A 17,089-nucleotide genomic window follows, 5' to 3' on the forward strand; every position below is an offset into this window, starting at 1 on the left:
ATCTACACCAGGACGTACACTCTTTCCCTACACGACGCTCTTCCGATCTAGCCATAACTTCAACAAAATCGTAAGAAACAACTCCTTTATCCAAACTTTCTAACAATTTACGAGCATTTCCCAATCCATTAACAATAGCTGCATTTAAATGTATATTTTCAATATCTATAGTTAATTCTTTCCAAGGATTATTTCCTCTTAAAATATCAAAGGAATCAGGAGGAGGATTACTACCTGTAATAGCGAAATATGCAGTTCTTAAAGCAGCTTCAGTAACCCCACCACTACTACCAAAAATAACTCCTGATCCACTTGTATTTTTAGCTGGAAAATCAAATTCAGCCTCTTTAAGTTCTTTTGGAATAATTTGCTCTGATCTTAAAATTCTATTAAGTTCTCTAGTTGTTATAACAACATCAACAGCTTTTTCATCTTCATTAATAAAATCATGTTCACACTCATCTTTTTTTGCAAGACAAGGCATAATAGAGATTGAAAATATTTTTTTAGAATCTAAATTTAATTTATCTGCAAAATATGTTTTAGCAAGAGATCCAAACATCTGTTGTGGAGATTTTGCACTAGATAAGTTATCTACCATATGTGGGAATTCAGATTTTAAAAATCTAATCCATCCAGGACAACATGATGTAAAAAGAGGTAATTTTTCAGTTTCTCTATGATTTAATTTTTTAAGAAGTTCATTAGCCTCTTCCATAATAGTTAAATCAGCACTAAAAGTTGTATCAAAAACATAATTAAAACCGATTTTTTTAAGTGCATATACAAGCTTATTAATATTTAAAGTTTCATCATTTGGATAATTTTCAGCCCAAGAAGTTCTAATAGCTGGAGCTATTTGTACAATTGTAGTTATATTGGGATCATTTAATGCATCAAAAATTTTATCAACATCATTTCTTTCTCTTAAGGCACCAACAGGACAGTTAACTATACATTGACCACATAGAGAGCAGTTAGAGTCTTCAATAGAACAGTTTCCTTTTATCCCAACAGTTGTTCTAGAACCAGTTCCAACTAAGTTCCACACATTTAAACTCTGAATTTTATCACAAACTTGAATACATCTCATACACTTGATACATTTTTCAGCATCTTTAATTAAAGGGAAGTTTTGATTCCATTTTTCTTTTTTAAATTTGTTTTTGTATGGAATTTCTAATATTCCAGAATCAGTTGCAACTTTTTGAAGTAAACAGTTATCACTTCTAACACAAGTAGCACACTGAAAATTATGTTGAGATAAAATTAAAGAGATATTAATTTTTCTAGCTTCTCTAACTTTTTGAGTGTTAGTAAATATGCTCATTCCTTCTGTAACAATATTATTACAAGAAGTTACAAGTCTATCAATACCTTCAACTTCAATAGAACATATTTTACAAGCTCCTATTTCATTTAAATCTTTTAAATGACAAAGTTTAGGAATAGAAAACCCAGCAATTTTACTAGCTTCTAAAATAGTAGTTCCATCAGGAACTGATACATTTATATTATTAACTTTTAAATTTACCATTTATTAGATCTACCCCCTTTTAGAATACCTAGTCCAAAATGATCGCAACGTAAACATCTTCCAGCTTCTTGTTTAGCTTCTTCTTTTGTCATACAAAGTTCAACTAAATTAAAATCAGCGACTCTTTCTTTTTCACTTCTTTCCTTTAAGTTAACTCTACCACATGGTTCTTTATCATAATAATTAGGAATAGGAATATCAACATCACAGAAAATAGAATGATTATATCCTAAATAGTTATCAATATTAGCAGCGGCAACTTTACCAGCTTCTATGGCTTTAATAACTGTAGCTGGACCAGTAACACAGTCTCCACCAGCATAGAATCCAGGAATATTTGTGAAACCACTCCACTCTAAAGAATTAATAGTTCCACGATTAGTAGGAATACCATAATTTTTAAAAGTTTCTAGTTCGATTGCTTGACCAATAGCAATTATAACTTTATCACAAGGAATATCTATTTCAGGTGAGTCTGAATTAAGTGGTTTTGGTCTACCATTTTGAACAGGTCCTATAATTTGAGGTTTTAATGATAAAGAGATAACTTGGTTTTCATTATTTGTATTTATTTTAAGAGGGGAGATAAGAGGGAGAATTTCAACGCCTTCAGACACAGCTCCATGAATCTCTTCAGCTAGAGCAGTCATATCTTCTATTCTTCTTCTATAAACTACTTTAACAGATTTAGCACCCATACGAATTGATGATCTAGCCGCATCCATAGCTACATTTCCACCACCAATAACAATAATGTCTTTATCTTTAAAATCACTAATTTTATCATCACCAATATCTCTTAAAAGAGATAAAGATGGAATAACACCTTCTGCATCTTCACCTGGAATACCTAAAGATTTATAAGCATGAGCTCCAATTGAGATATAAAGAGCATCAAAATCATTTTCTAGTTGCTCAATAGAATATTCTTTACCTATAGACACATTAGTAATTGCTTTAATTCCAGTTGATAATATAAAATCAATTTCTCTATCTAAAATTTCTCGAGGAAGTCTATAGCTTGGAATTCCATATCTAAGCATTCCACCTAATTTTTTTCTTTGTTCAAAAATAGTAACAGAGTGTCCCATAAGGCTTAGGTAATAAGCTGCACTTAAACCTCCAGCTCCACCACCAATAATTGCAATGTTTTTATCTGTTTTTTCTGCAATATGATGTTTGTGCTCATAACTTGCATTGTCAACAGCCATTCTTTTTAATCCTTTAATATTTATAGCATCATCAATTATTTTTCTTCTACATCTTGCTTCACATGGTTTTTCACAAACTAATGCGCAAACTGAGGGTAATGGGTTATCTTTTCTAATTAATTTAATAGCATCGTCATATCTTTCCTCTTTAACAAGAGCTATATATCCTGGAATATCAACACCAGCAGGACATAAAGTTATACATGGAACACTTTGAGAAACTTCACAAGTACATTTTCCATGCTCTATATGATTTAAAAAATCGTCTTTAAATCCTTTAAGACCATTTAAAACAGCATTAGCTGCTTCGTAACCAATGGCACAATCAGCAGAAAAGAAGATAGTTTTAGCTGTAGTTTCAATTAATTTTAATGCATCTTCCTGTGCTTCACCATCTAAAATACTATCTAACAGAGTTTCAAGTTGCTCTAATCCAATTCTACAAGGGCTGCATTTTCCACAACTTTGAGCTCTACACATTTTTAGAAAGGCTGAAGTAATATCAACAGGGCAGAGTCCTGGTGGACTAGCAGCAATTCTTCTTTCAAGTTCTGTGTAAAGATTTTCAACAGATATTTGAGATTTATCAATAACACCGATATTTAATCTACTCATTTAATCCTCCTTAAATTTTATAGTACAATATAAAGCAATTATCTATGTTATACTCTAAAAAAGGTCAAATGTCAAAAAATGATTACATAGTAATCAAAAAATGGACAACTCAAAAGCATAAATATTAAAAAAAAGAGAAATAAATTTGACAATCAGAAGATAATGTATTATATACCATTAGTAGTGGTAGGAAAAAAATGTATTAAACAGGAGGAATTTTAATGAAAGCGTTTGAAATTATGGAAAAGTTTGCACACGAACAAGTGGTATATTTTCATGACAAAGAAACAGGATTAAAAGGAATTACTTGTATACATAACACAACTTTAGGACCTGCTTTAGGGGGAACAAGACTTTGGAATTACGAAAGTGAAGAAGATGCATTAATAGATGTAACAAGATTAGCAAGAGGAATGACATATAAAGCAGCAGCAGCTGGTTTGAATTTAGGGGGAGGAAAGACTGTTTTAATTGGAGACTCTAAAAAAGTTAAAAGTGAGGGATACTTTAGAGCTTTAGGAAGATTTGTACAGAGTTTAAATGGTAGATATATAACTGCAGAAGATGTTAATACATCAACAAAGGATATGATGTATATAGCTATGGAAACAGATCATGTTGTTGGTCTTGTTGGGAAAAGTGGAAATCCATCACCTGTAACAGCTCTTGGAGTTTTACATGGAGTTAGGGCTGCATTATATGAAAAGTTTGGTTCAGATAGTTTAGAAGGAAAAACATTTGCAGTTCAAGGGGCAGGACAAACTGGGTATTTCTTAATAAAATATTTATTAGGGGATAATGAACTTAAAGACAAAGCTAAAAAAGTATATTTTACAGAGATAAATACTGATTATATAGAAAGAATGAAAAGAGAACATCCAGAAGTGGAGTTTGTAAATAAAGATGAGATATACTCATTAAATGTAGATGTGTTTTCACCATGTGCATTGGGAGGAGTATTAAATGATGATACAATACCTTTATTAAACTGTCCTATAGTTGCAGGAAGTTCTAATAATGTATTAAAAGAAGAGAGACATGGAGAGGAACTTAAAAAAAGAGGAATTTTATATACTCCAGATTTTGTAATAAATGCAGGAGGATTAATAAATGTTTATCATGAGTTAAATGGATATAATGAAGCTAGAGCTTTAGCAGAAGTTAAGTTAATTTTTGATAGATTATTAGATATTTTTAAAATTGCAAAAGAGGAAGATATTCCAGTAAATATTGCAGCAATAAAGTTTGCTGAAAAAAGAATTGAAACAATGAAACAAGTAAGATCTAATTATATTCCTAGGTAGGTGCAAAATGAATGATTTTTCATTAGTTTTAGAAAAGTGCAAAAACTTAAAAGAGAAGAAAATACCAGTGGTAGTATGTGCTCAAGAAGAGGAGCTATTAAAGAGTATTTGTAAATGTTTAAAAGAAAACATAGTAAAAAAACCAATATTAATTGGAGATAAAAATAAAATAGAAACTATTTTATTAAATGAAAAAGAAAATTTAGATGAATTTAAAATAGTTAATATTTTAGATAAAATAGAAGCTAGTGAAAAAGCAGTGGAATATATATTAAATGATACTGGTGATTTTTTAATTAAGGGATTAGTTGACACTTCGATTATTTTAAAGGCTATTTTAAATAAAAAAGAGGAACTATCACAGGGAAAAGAGATATTCTTTTCCCATGTTGCTCTTGTAAAAGTAGATAAACTAGATAGATTATTTTTATTAAGTGATGCAGCCATGAATATATCTCCAGGTGTAAAAGAGAAAATTAAAATAATTGAAAATACATTAATAGTATCAAAAGCTTTAAATATAGAAAATCCAAAAATTGCACTAATAGCTGCAAAGGAAAAGGTTTCTAAAAAAATGATTGCAACATTAGATGCAAAAGAGATTACAGATTATTATAAAAATACAAATTATATAGTTGAAGGACCACTTGCACTAGATAATGCTATTTCAAAAAAATCTGCAGAGATAAAAGGACTAGAGGGAAAAATAAAAGGTGATGCAGATATTTTAATAATGCCAAATATAGAAGCGGGAAATATATTTTATAAATCCCTAACTTATTTATCTAATAGTCAAATAGCAGGTATATTAGTTGGAGCAAAGGTTCCAATAGTGATTACATCAAGAGCAGATAATGAAGAGAGTAAATTTTTATCAATAGCTTTAGCTACATTAGTTTAAGGGAGGGTTAAGGTTGTCAAAATTTCAAGTTAAATTTAATGAAGAAAAATGTAAAGGGTGTGGACTTTGTACTATTTACTGCCCTGTTAAAATAGTAAAATTAGATGAAGGTAGAATAAATTTAAAAGGCTATACACCATCTATGGTAACTAATATGGATAAATGTGTAGGGTGCACAAATTGTGCAATAATGTGTCCAGATTTAGTTATTGAAGTTATAAAAAATGAGGTGGTGTAAAATGGAAAAATTGTTAATGAAAGGGAATGAAGCAATAGGAACCGCAGCAATAAAATCAGGATGCAAGTATTTTTTCGGTTATCCAATAACACCTCAAAATGAGATTCCAGAGTTTATGTCAAAGGAACTTCCAAAAGTTGGTGGATGTTTTATTCAAGCAGAATCAGAAGTAGCAGCAGTAAATATGGTTTATGGTGCAGCAGGAACAGGAGCAAGATGCATGACTTCATCATCATCTCCAGGAATGTCTTTAAAACAAGAGGGTATATCTTATTTAGTAGGAGCAGAACTTCCTTGTTTAATAGTTAATGTTATGAGAGGAGGGCCAGGATTAGGAGGAATACAACCTTCACAAGCTGATTATTTTCAAGCTACAAGAGGAGGAGGAAATGGTGACTATTATATGCCAGTATTTGCTCCTGCAACAGTACAGGAAACTGTTGATTTAATTGAAAAAGGATTTGATTTAGCTGATGAATATAGAACTCCTGTTATGATGTTGATAGATGGAATGACTGGACAGATGATGGAACCAGTAAGATTTTCAGAAAATGAAAATAAAAAGAAAGTAGATAAACCTTGGGCTACTACAGGAACAAAAGGAAAGAGAAAACCAAATATTATTAACTCTCTTTATTTAAAGCCTGAAGAGTTAGAAAAACATTGTGATAGATTATTTGAAAAATACGATAAAATTAAAGAAGAACATTGTCTATGGGAAGAAAACCATTTAGATGATGCAGAGATTGTTCTAGTGGCTTATGGAACAACTTCAAGAATTACTAAAAATGTAATGAATAGTTTAAGAGAAAAAGGAAAGAAAGTTGGAATGATTAGACCGATAACAGTATGGCCATTTCCTTATAAGGCAATAGAAGAGTTAAAAGATAATGTAAAGGATATATTAGTTGTAGAAATGAGTAAGGGACAAATGATAGAAGATGTAAGACTTGGAAATGAAGGAAGAAAAAAAGTACATTTTTATGGAAGAACAGGTGGGATGATACCAACACCAGAAGAGATTGCTCTTAAAGTTGAAGAAATTTTAGAAAAGGGAGGAAATAAATAATGGTGGCAGGTTACAAAAAAACAAAGGGAATATTAGATGTAGACACTCATTATTGCCCTGGATGTACGCATGGAATAATACATAAATTGGTTGGAGAGGTTTTAGATGAACTAGGAGTCCTAGGAGATACTGTAGGAGTAGCTCCAGTTGGATGTTCAGTATTAGCTTATAAATATTTTAATTGTGATATGCATGAGGCTGCTCATGGAAGAGCACCAGCAGTAGCAACTGGAATAAAAAGAGTATTACCAGAAAATGTAGTTTTTACTTATCAAGGAGATGGAGATTTAGCTTCTATTGGAGCTGCAGAAATAGTTCATGCAGCAGCTAGAGGAGAAAAATTCACAACAATATTTGTAAATAATGCAATATATGGAATGACTGGTGGACAAATGGCTCCAACAACACTTATTGGTCAAAAAACAACAACATCTCCATACGGAAGAGATGTAATACTACAAGGGGCACCAATAAAAATATCAGAGATGTTATCTACTTTAGATGGAGTTCATTATATAGAAAGAGTTTCAGTTCATGATCCTGCAAATATTAGAAAGGCTAAAAAAGCAATAAAGAAAGCTTTTGAATTGCAGTTACAAGGAAAAGGGTTTTCACTAATTGAAGTTTTATCAACATGTCCTACGAACTGGGGAAAAACTCCTGCTGTATCTTTAGAATGGTTAAAAGAGAATATGATACCTTTATATCCTTTAGGTGTATATAAAGACAAGGAGGCAAATGATGGTAAAAAATAATGAAGCAATTATATTTTCAGGATTTGGTGGACAGGGTGTAATGTCAATTGGAAAGTTAGTGGCATATTCTGGAATGCTTGAAGATAAAGAGGTTTCATGGCTTCCTTCATATGGACCTGAAATGAGGGGAGGAACAGCAAACTGTTCTGTACTTGTATCTACAGATGTAATAGGATCTCCTATAATAACAAATAATGCAACATCAGTAATTGCTATGAATTTGCCATCATTAAAGAAATTTGAAAGTTCATTAGTTAAAGATGGTCTTCTTTTAGTTAATTCATCTTTAGTTAATGAAAAAGCCCAAAGAGATGACATTAGAAGTTATTATATACCTGCTAATGAGTTAGCTTTAGAAAAGTGTGATAATGTTAAAGTTGCAAATATGATAATGCTAGGAGCTTATTTAGAAATAAATCAAATTGTAAATAAAGAGAGTGTTTTAAATGCTTTTGTTAAGGTTTTTGGTGAAAATAAAAGAAATCTATTGCCATTAAATGAAAAGGCATTGGAGATTGGAAGTGAATTTATAAAAAAGGAACTTCAAAATGTTAAATAAAAAAAGTATTATTTTATGTGGGCATTATGGTAGTGGAAAATCTGAAATTGCATCAAATATTGCACTTAAGTCTAATTGTGAAAAGAAAAAGTTTTATGATTTAGATATAGTTAACCCATATTTTAGAAATAATTTACTTGTTGAAAAATTTAAAGAGAATGGGATTAAATTTATTTCAGGAACTGTGGATGGTCAAAATGCAGACTTACCATCATTACCAAATATAAATATACAAAATGATGAAAAGGTTATAATAGATTTGGGTGGTGATTCTGTAGGAGCTAAGGTACTAAAGTCATATTCACAGAATAAATTTAAAGATAAAAATATAGAGTTAGTAATTGTTATAAATTGTAATAGATTTGAAACTAAGGATGAATTGGGAGTTGTAAAATACATTCAAAATATTCAAGATGTTTTAAAGATGAAAATAACAGGATTAATATCAAATACCCATTTATTAAAAGAAACAACAGTAAATGATATATTAAAAGGGTATGAAATAGTAAAAAAAATAGAAGAAAAATATGAGATACCCATTTTAGCAGTAACATATCCTAAAGATTATGTAAAAGAAGATAGTTTAGAAAAAGAGATTACAGATATTTTTTTAAAAGAAAAATTATTTCCTTTGGATCTTAACTTAAGAGAAAAATGGATGAGTTAAATATATTTAAGGGAGTGAAAAATTGGAAAAATTTAATATTTTAACAATAAATCCTGGATCTACATCAACTAAGATTTCCTATTTTTATGAAGATGGAAGAGAGATAAAAGAGGAATTACATCATGAAAGTGAAGAGTTACAAAAGATGAATCAAGAAGATGAAATAGAATATAGATTAAGTTTAATTAATAATAGTTTAAATAAAAATTTAGTGGATATGAATAAAACTCATGCTGTTGTAGGAAGAGGAGGGTTATTAAAACCTTTAAAAAGTGGAACATATTCAGTGAATGAAGAAATGTTAATAGATTTGAAAAGTGGAGTATATGGAAAACATGCATCTAATTATGGAGGAATTCTTGCACAAAAGATCTCTTTACTATATAATATTCCAGCATATATAGTAGATCCTGTTGTAGTGGATGAGATGTCAGATATAGCTAAAATATCTGGTATTCCAGAGATACCAAGAAAATCTATTTTTCATGCTTTAAATCAAAAAGCTGTAGCAAAGGTTCATTGTGAAAAAATAAATAAAAAATATAATGAATCTTCTTTAATTGTGGCTCATATGGGTGGAGGAGTTCCAGTTGGGTTACATTATAATGGAGAAGTTATTGATGTTAATAATGCTCTTGATGGAGATGGACCATTTTCCCCAGAAAGGTCAGGAGGAGTTCCAATAGGTGATTTTTTTAAAGGATTTTATAATGAAGAGTACTCAAAAGATTTTTTATTAAAAAGAATAAAAGGTCAAGGTGGAATTGTTGGTTATTTAGGGACAAATAATGTAAAAAAAATTGTAGAAGATATAAAAGCTGGCAATATTGAAGCAAAAAAAATAATAGATGCAATGTGTTACCAAATAGCTAAAGAGATTGGAGGATTGTCCACTATATTATCTGGGAATATTGATAATATAATTTTAACTGGTGGAATGGCATATTCTGATTATATTATTTCTAAAATAAAGGAAAAAATATCTTTTATATGTGAGGTAATTGTTATTCCAGGTGAAAATGAGATGTTATCATTATATCATGGAGGATGCAGAGTTCTTTCTAAAGAGGAAAGTGTTAAAAGTTATTAATATAAATGAAGAAGGAAAGGTCTTCTGCCTTTCCTTCTTTTGTTATTTTTTGAAGTTTAACTGATAAAAATTAGGATTATTAATAGGAGATTGAATATATCCTTCAACTTCATTAATGTTTACACCTGCATTTGCAAGTTGGAAATAGATAGGGAAAATAGGTACTTCATCATTCATTATATCTTGAGCTTTAGCATAAAGACTTTTTCTCTTTTCGTTATCTAATTCAATTTTTCCATTTTCTAAAAGAGAATCAAATTCATTATGAACGAAGAAACTTCTATTACCAGGCATACCGATCATAGAACTATGTAACATAGCAGAAAGACCATAGTCAGCATCTCCAGAAGAGTTAGACCAACCCATAAAATAAATGTCAGCATCTCCTCTGCCAGTAGTAGTTAAAAAAGCACCCCACTCTAACTGTTCAATAGACATGTTTATTCCAACTTCTTTAAGCTGTGCTTGAATAACTGTTGCCAATTGAGTATTTGTTTCACTAGATGTTGTAATTAATCTTAAATTTAATCCATTTTCAAAACCAGCTTTCTTTAGTAACTCTTTTGACTTATTAGGATTATAATCCAATGACCTTGCTTCTTTAGAGTGTCCAAAAACTCCAGGTCCAAGTAAACTATGAGCTTTTTCTACAGAATTAAACATAATTGATTCAATGATAGAATCTCTATCAATTGCGTGAATAACTGCGTGTCTTATATTTTTATTTTTTAATTGACCATTTCCTGTATTTAATCCAATATAAGAAACACCTAATCCACTTGTTTCGTAAAGTTTTAATTTTTTGTCTTCTAATACAGATTTTCTAGCAATAGAAGTTATATCCATAGAAACTTGAATTTCTCCTGTTTGTAAACCAATAACTCTACTATTTTCTTCAGGAACATTTCTAACGTGGATATTTTTTATTTTAGCAGGACCTCTAAAGTAATCATTAAACCTAGTTAAAATAACTCTATCTCCAGTTTTCCACTCTTGCATTTTATAAGGACCAGTTCCCATTGGTTTTTGAGCATAATCAGAATTAGTAGTATTATATTCTTTATTCATAATAGATGCTGTAATATGACTAAGATGATGGAAAAGAGCTCCAAAAGGTTTTTTAGTAACGATAATAGCAGTATAGTCATCTGGAGTTTCTACTTTTTCAATTAATTCATAAAGTGTACCAACAGAAGGAGATTTTATTGCTGTTTCTAAACTATATTTAACATCTTTTGATGTTAAAGGAGTACCATTTTGAAATTTTATATTTTTTCTTAATTTGAATACGGTTCTAGTATCACTTTCATTAGTCCAGCTTTCAGCAAGACCTGGAATAATTTCAAGGTTTTCATTTTTTTCAACAAGTCGATCAAAGACATTTGCTAAAACTCTTCTGGAATAGACATCTGTAGCAGAATGTGGATCTAAGGTTCTAAGTTCTGATCCTTGAGCAAATTGAAGAGTATCTTTTGCTTGTTTTTGTTTTTCACCTCCGCAACTAATGAATAAAAAGCTTCCTAATACAATTAGTAAAAGTTTTTTCATATTCCCTCCCTTTGAATAAAATAAAAGAATGTTAATATTATATACTACTTTTATTTTTATAAATCAATAGACAAAAATAATAAAAAAATATACTAAAGTAAAATCATGTGCTATTATGAATGAGTATTTTAATTTAAGTATGTTTTTTAGAATAAAAATGTTCTTATACAGAAAATAAAAAATGTAAATAGTTCAGAAAATAAAAAAATATGAGACAAAATATAAATGATAAGATCAAAAATTCATTTATGAAATAAATAAGTAAATAGGATTAGTATATAGAGATATAATGTTCTTTTAATATACTTTTATGTTAAAATTAGAATTTTACATACTGTTAAAATTCTGATTTTTTTTTATAAATGTTATTGATTCTTAAGGTAAAAGAATTATTGATATTGTAAAAATTAAAGAAAGTTAATTTTTTTAGCTTGGAATAGAAAGTTAAGTATGTTATATTTTTAATTGAAGGAAAAATAATTAAATTTATAGGAGGAAATAAAGATGAAATCTTTAAAAATTGCATGTACAAAAGAAACTATGCAGTATATATCTTCAACTAGAGAATTAGTTTTAGCAGAAAATACAGACTACACAGACGTTGCTGCAGTAATATTAGGAGAAAATGATATTAAACTAATAGAAACTGTAAATGAAACTAAGTTTGGTGTTCCTGTATTTGTTATATCAAAAGAAACTAATAAATTAAATGGAGAATTAGCAAAAAAAATTAATCATATAATTGATATTAATGAATTTGATAAAACAAGACATAATCATGAAATTGAAACAGCGGCTAAAAATTATGAGGATAAAATTTTACCTCCATTTTTTAAAGTTTTAGATGAATATGCATTAAGAGGAAATTTACAATTTGATTGTCCAGGTCACCAAGGAGGACAATATTTCCGTAAACATCCAGCAGGAAGATATTTATATGAGTATTTTGGAGAGAATATATTTAGAGCTGATATATGTAATGCAGACGTTGAATTGGGAGATCTATTAATTCATGAAGGACCAGCTATGGATGCAGAAGTTCATGCTGCTAAAGTTTATAATGCAGATAAAACATATTTTGTAATGAACGGTACAAGTACTTCAAATTCAGTGGCTATAAAATCAGCAGTAGCACCAGGAGATTTAGTTTTATTTGATAGAAATAACCATAAATCAGTATATAATTCAGCTTTAGTTTCAGCAGCAGGAAAAGCTGTTTACTTAGAAACAGCACGTAATCCTTTTGGATTTATTGGTGGAATAGATGCACATTGTTTTGATGAAACTTATTTAAGAGAACAAGCAGCAAAAGTTGATCCTGAGAAAGCTAAACAAGAAAGACCATTTAGATTAGCGGTAATTCAACTTGGTACATATGATGGAACAATATATAATGCAAGACAAGTTGTTGATAAAATAGGACATCTTTGTGATTATATTTTATTTGACTCTGCATGGGTAGGATATGAGCAATTTATTCCTATGATGAAAGATTGTTCACCTTTATTATTAGAGTTAACTGAAAAAGACCCAGGAATATTAGTAACACAATCAATTCACAAACAACAAGCTGGATTCTCACAAACATCACAAATACATAAAAAAGATAGTCATTTAAAAGGACAAAAACGTTATATTGATCATAAACGTTTCAATAATGCTTATATGTTATATGCTTCAACAAGTCCATTCTATCCATTATTTGCAGCTTTAGATGTAAATGCTAGAATGCAAGATGGAGAAGCAGGAAGAAGATTATGGGCTGATTGTATTAAAGTTGGAGTAGAAGCAAGAAAGGATGTTTTAAACAATTGTACTTTACTTAGACCATTTGTTCCACCATTTGTAGATGGAAAAAAATGGGAAGAGTATCCAACAGAAGAGATTGCAAATAATATTGAATTCTTTAAATTCCATCCAGGAGAAAAATGGCATTCATTTGAAGGATATGGAGAAAATCAATACTTTGTTGACCCTAATAAATTTATGTTAACAACACCAGGAATTGATGTTGCAACTGGAGAATATGAAGACTTTGGAATTCCAGCAACAATACTTGCTAATTATTTAAGAGAAAATGGAATTATTCCTGAGAAAAACGATTTAAACTCAATATTATTCTTAATGACACCAGCAGAAACTACAACAAAAATGAAAGAGTTAGTTGCTCAATTTATTAGATTTGAAAAATTAGTAAAAGAAGACGCAATGTTAAAAGATGTACTTCCAAGAATTTACAAAAATAATGAAAAACGTTATGAGGGATATACAATAAGAAGATTATGTCAAGAGATGCATAATTTCTATAAAGAAAATGAAGCAAAAACTTATCAGAAAAAATTATTTAGATCAGCTTATTTACCAGAAGTTGCAATGACTCCATATGAAGCTAATATAGAGTTAATTAAAAATAATGCAGAATTAGTACCATTAACTGATATAGTAGGTAGAATAGCATTAGAAGGGGCATTACCATATCCACCAGGTGTATTTTGTGTAGTTCCAGGAGAAAAATGGAATGATGTTGCACAAAAATATTTCTTAACATTACAAGAAGGAATTAACAATTTCCCAGGATTCTCTCCAGAAATTCAAGGAGTCTATTTAGAGAAAGAAGAAGATAAGGTTAGAGCATATGGTTATGTTTTAACTGAAAATAACTAAGTCTAAAAAAGAGCAGAGGGGTTTTAAATATGGAACAAAATAAAAGTAAGATGAGTGTCCTACAATTAACAATTATAACGGCAATAAACATGATGGGATCAGGTATTATAATGTTACCAACAAAGTTAGCACAAGTTGGAACAATGTCAATTCTCTCATGGGTAATAACAGTACTTGGAGCAATGGCATTAGCTTATTCATTTGCTCAATGTGGTATGTTTAGTAAAAAAGAGGGAGGAATGGGAGGATATTCTGAATATTCTTTTGGTAAGTCTGGAAACTTTATGGCAAACTATACATATGGAGTATCGTTATTAATTGCCAATGGAGCTATTGCAATATCAGCAGTTGGATATGCAACAGTTTTATTGGGTGTTGAATTAACACCTTTTGCAGTTGTTTTATGGACAATAGGAACTTTATGGTTAGCTACAGTTTTAAATTTTGGTGGAGCAAGTATAACTGGAAAATTAAGTTCTGTAACAGTATGGGGTGTAATTATACCAGTACTTGGAATAAGTGTATTTGGATGGCACTGGTTTAGTGGAGAGCTTTATACAAGTTCATGGAATCCAAACCATTTATCATTATTTAATGGAATTAGTCAATCTATTTCAATAACATTATGGGCATTTTTAGGTTTAGAATCAGCATCAGCTAATATGGATGCAGTTGATAATCCTAAGAGAAATGTACCAATAGCATGTTTAGGAGGAACTATAGGAGCAGCAATAATCTATATAGTTTCAACAAACGTTATGGCAGGGATTGTACCTAATATTGATTTGTTAAATTCAAATGCTCCATTTGGACTAGCATTTTCAAGAATGTTTAATCCAACAATTGGAAAAATAGTTATGGCATTAATGATTATGTCATGTTTTGGATCTTTACTTGGATGGCAGTTTACAATTGCTCAAGTGTTTAAAGGGTCAGCAAATGAAGGATTTTTCCCTAAAGTATTTGGAAAATTAACAAAGAATGGAGTTCCATTAATTGGAATGTTAATAATAACAGTAATTCAAAGTTTATTAACACTAATGACAATGAGTCCAACTTTATCAAAACAATTTTACGTTTTAGTAAATTTAGCTGTAGTAACAAATGTAATTCCATATTTATTATCTATGGCCTCAGTTAAAGTATTACAAAAAGATAGTGGTGTAATTTCATCAAAAGCTTCAGTAACTAATTTAATTGCATTAATAGCTTCAATATATAGTTTGTACGCATTGTATACTGCTGGATTTGAAGCAATGATGTATGGGTCAATTGTAACTTTTGCAGGATGGACATTATATGGATGTATTTCATATAAATATGATTTAAAAAAAGTTGATTAGTAAGTAAATAAATGAAAACAGATCAGGATTATCTGATCTGTTTTTTTATTAAATATATAATGAATAAAATAAGGGCAAAAAGTAGTGGAATAAAGAAATAACAAAGTCTATATATTAGTAAAGATCCTAAAATGATATTTGTAGAATAAAACTTGCTCAATAAAGATAAGGCTACAAGATCAAAAATTCCAATACCTCCAGGAACATTACTAATAATTCCAATAAACTGTGCTGTTATAAAAATTGTGAAAAAATAAAAAAATGACAATGAATTATTTGTAGGAAGAGCAAAATAAAAAACTAAACTAATTGCAATCCAATCGCTCAAGGCAAGAATTATTCTAAAAATAAAAAGCTTGAGATTATTTTTATGATGTATAAATATATATATAGAAAAAATAGTTGCAGAAATTAAAAATATAATTCCGATAAAATGTGTATTGGTAATAGGAAGTTTAATTTTTAGGTGATTTAAAGGAATAGAGAAAAAAGTTAAAAAAATTCCACCCATCCATAGCATACCAATCCAAAAAGTTAAGTAACAAAAGAGTACAACTTTTAATATAAGTTTGTAAGGTATTTTCCAATAAGAATATAAATTTACTCTTATTCCAGAAGCAGTTAATCCTGACAATCCAATAGAATTTGAAAATGCAAAGCTTATAAATGAAACAAAAACTGTTTTTATTTTTGAAAATTTAAAGTTTTCATTTTTAAAAGCTAAAATATCAAAAGATGAAAGAATTAGATAATCTATTATAACAGCAAAGAATATGAGCAAAATAGACATATATGAAAGATTATCAAAAGAATGTTTTAATTCAGATAAAGTATATTTTTGTATTTCTTTATGTATAAAAAATATTGCTGTTATAAAAATTATTATTTGTATGAGAATTTTTATAATAGAAATAAATTTTTTTATATAAGGATTTGAATTTGTTTTCATAATTTAACCTCGATTATATGTGAAATAAAATATCTACTTTTTTATTCAATAAAAAAGTAGATATCCTTTATAAAAATTGTTTAAAATAAAAAAAAGCCAAAGCGTTAAGCTTTGGCTAATAAATTATCTAACTGTTACGATGTTAGAAGCTTGAGGTCCTTTGTCACCTTGAACGATATCGAAAGTTACTTCTTCTCCTTCAGTTAACTTTTTGAATCCTTCTTTTTGGATTTGAGAGAAGTGAGCGAATACATCTTTCCCGTCCTCAGCAGTTATAAATCCAAATCCTTTCTCTTCGTTAAACCATTTTACTGTACCTTTCATTAGATACCTCCATTAAATTTAATTTGTAAAAAGTCCACAAATTTTAATTGTTTTTAAATAAGAAGGTACTAAAGATACACTGATCGTTAATTTACCTAATGTTACTACTTAAAATTTAAAATTTAAAACTATTTCCTCTTCTATTATACAACAAATTGTATTAAAAGTAAAGATTTTTTATATTTTATAATCCTTTTATCACTTTATCGTTAGATTGCATAAATGTTAAATATTCTTCTTTTGTCATTGTTGGTTTAAAGTTTGATATAATTTCATTTGCTTTTTCAGCATTATCAAATAATAAATCTACCACTG

The 17,089-nt window shown here is 29.3% G+C and carries 14 protein-coding genes; 10 read left to right on the top strand and 4 right to left on the bottom strand.

The features are described 5' to 3' along the window. Positions 1–1,530: 1,530 nt before the first annotated feature. The gene (locus Q0V09_RS02305; protein WP_297405846.1) at positions 1,531–3,363 is read right to left on the bottom strand and encodes an NAD(P)-binding protein; all 1,833 of its coding nucleotides are present in this window, start codon (positions 3,361–3,363) and stop codon (positions 1,531–1,533) included. Between the two features lie 221 nt (positions 3,364–3,584). Between Q0V09_RS02305 and Q0V09_RS02310 the strand changes: the two genes are divergently transcribed. Genes Q0V09_RS02310 through buk form a run of 8 tightly spaced genes read left to right on the top strand, consistent with a single transcriptional unit; the run spans position 3,585 to position 9,946 of the window. Continuing rightward, complete coding sequence (locus tag Q0V09_RS02310; protein ID WP_297405847.1) at positions 3,585–4,667, top strand: Glu/Leu/Phe/Val dehydrogenase dimerization domain-containing protein; 1,083 nt, start codon at positions 3,585–3,587, stop codon at positions 4,665–4,667. 7 nt (positions 4,668–4,674) lie between these two features. Next, positions 4,675–5,568, top strand: coding sequence for a phosphate acyltransferase (locus Q0V09_RS02315; RefSeq protein WP_297486986.1), 894 nt, complete (start codon positions 4,675–4,677; stop codon positions 5,566–5,568). A gap of 13 nt (positions 5,569–5,581) precedes the next feature. Then, positions 5,582–5,806 carry a 4Fe-4S binding protein gene (locus Q0V09_RS02320; protein ID WP_297405849.1) on the top strand — a complete coding sequence of 75 codons (225 nt, stop codon included), beginning with the start codon at positions 5,582–5,584 and terminating at the stop codon, positions 5,804–5,806. Between the two features lies 1 nt (position 5,807). Next, on the top strand, positions 5,808–6,875 hold the full coding sequence (locus Q0V09_RS02325) for a 3-methyl-2-oxobutanoate dehydrogenase subunit VorB (RefSeq protein WP_297405850.1): 1,068 nt from the start codon (positions 5,808–5,810) through the stop codon (positions 6,873–6,875). Continuing rightward, on the top strand, positions 6,875–7,630 hold the full coding sequence (locus Q0V09_RS02330) for a thiamine pyrophosphate-dependent enzyme (protein ID WP_297405851.1): 756 nt from the start codon (positions 6,875–6,877) through the stop codon (positions 7,628–7,630). The genes Q0V09_RS02325 and Q0V09_RS02330 overlap by 1 nt, the downstream gene beginning before the upstream one ends. Then, positions 7,617–8,189: a 2-oxoacid:acceptor oxidoreductase family protein gene (locus Q0V09_RS02335; protein WP_297405852.1), complete on the top strand. Its 573-nt coding sequence runs from the start codon at positions 7,617–7,619 to the stop codon at positions 8,187–8,189. The genes Q0V09_RS02330 and Q0V09_RS02335 overlap by 14 nt, the downstream gene beginning before the upstream one ends. Next, positions 8,179–8,856: a hypothetical protein gene (locus Q0V09_RS02340; protein WP_297405853.1), complete on the top strand. Its 678-nt coding sequence runs from the start codon at positions 8,179–8,181 to the stop codon at positions 8,854–8,856. Before Q0V09_RS02335 ends, Q0V09_RS02340 begins: the two co-directional genes overlap by 11 nt. A gap of 22 nt (positions 8,857–8,878) precedes the next feature. Further along, entirely contained in the window at positions 8,879–9,946 is a 1,068-nt protein-coding gene (gene buk / locus Q0V09_RS02345; RefSeq protein ID WP_297486989.1) for a butyrate kinase, read from the top strand. Between the two features lie 42 nt (positions 9,947–9,988). Here the strand turns inward: buk and Q0V09_RS02350 are convergent, their stop codons facing one another. After that, positions 9,989–11,494 carry an ABC transporter substrate-binding protein gene (locus Q0V09_RS02350; protein ID WP_297486991.1) on the bottom strand — a complete coding sequence of 502 codons (1,506 nt, stop codon included), beginning with the start codon at positions 11,492–11,494 and terminating at the stop codon, positions 9,989–9,991. 504 nt (positions 11,495–11,998) lie between these two features. Here Q0V09_RS02350 and Q0V09_RS02355 point away from each other — a divergent pair. Continuing rightward, positions 11,999–14,158, top strand: coding sequence for an ornithine decarboxylase (locus tag Q0V09_RS02355; protein ID WP_297486993.1), 2,160 nt, complete (start codon positions 11,999–12,001; stop codon positions 14,156–14,158). A gap of 29 nt (positions 14,159–14,187) precedes the next feature. Beyond that, a complete protein-coding gene (gene potE, locus Q0V09_RS02360; protein WP_297406458.1) occupies positions 14,188–15,501 on the top strand; it encodes a putrescine-ornithine antiporter in 1,314 nt (437 codons plus the stop codon). Between the two features lie 28 nt (positions 15,502–15,529). Here potE and Q0V09_RS02365 read toward each other — a convergent pair whose 3' ends face one another. Continuing rightward, the gene (locus Q0V09_RS02365; RefSeq protein ID WP_297406460.1) at positions 15,530–16,450 is read right to left on the bottom strand and encodes a YbhN family protein; all 921 of its coding nucleotides are present in this window, start codon (positions 16,448–16,450) and stop codon (positions 15,530–15,532) included. 123 nt (positions 16,451–16,573) lie between these two features. Continuing rightward, entirely contained in the window at positions 16,574–16,774 is a 201-nt protein-coding gene (locus tag Q0V09_RS02370; RefSeq protein WP_297406461.1) for a cold-shock protein, read from the bottom strand. Positions 16,775–17,089: the final 315 nt, after the last annotated feature.

It is taken from the genome of uncultured Cetobacterium sp., assembly GCF_947039425.1.
GTDB lineage: Bacteria > Fusobacteriota > Fusobacteriia > Fusobacteriales > Fusobacteriaceae > Cetobacterium_A.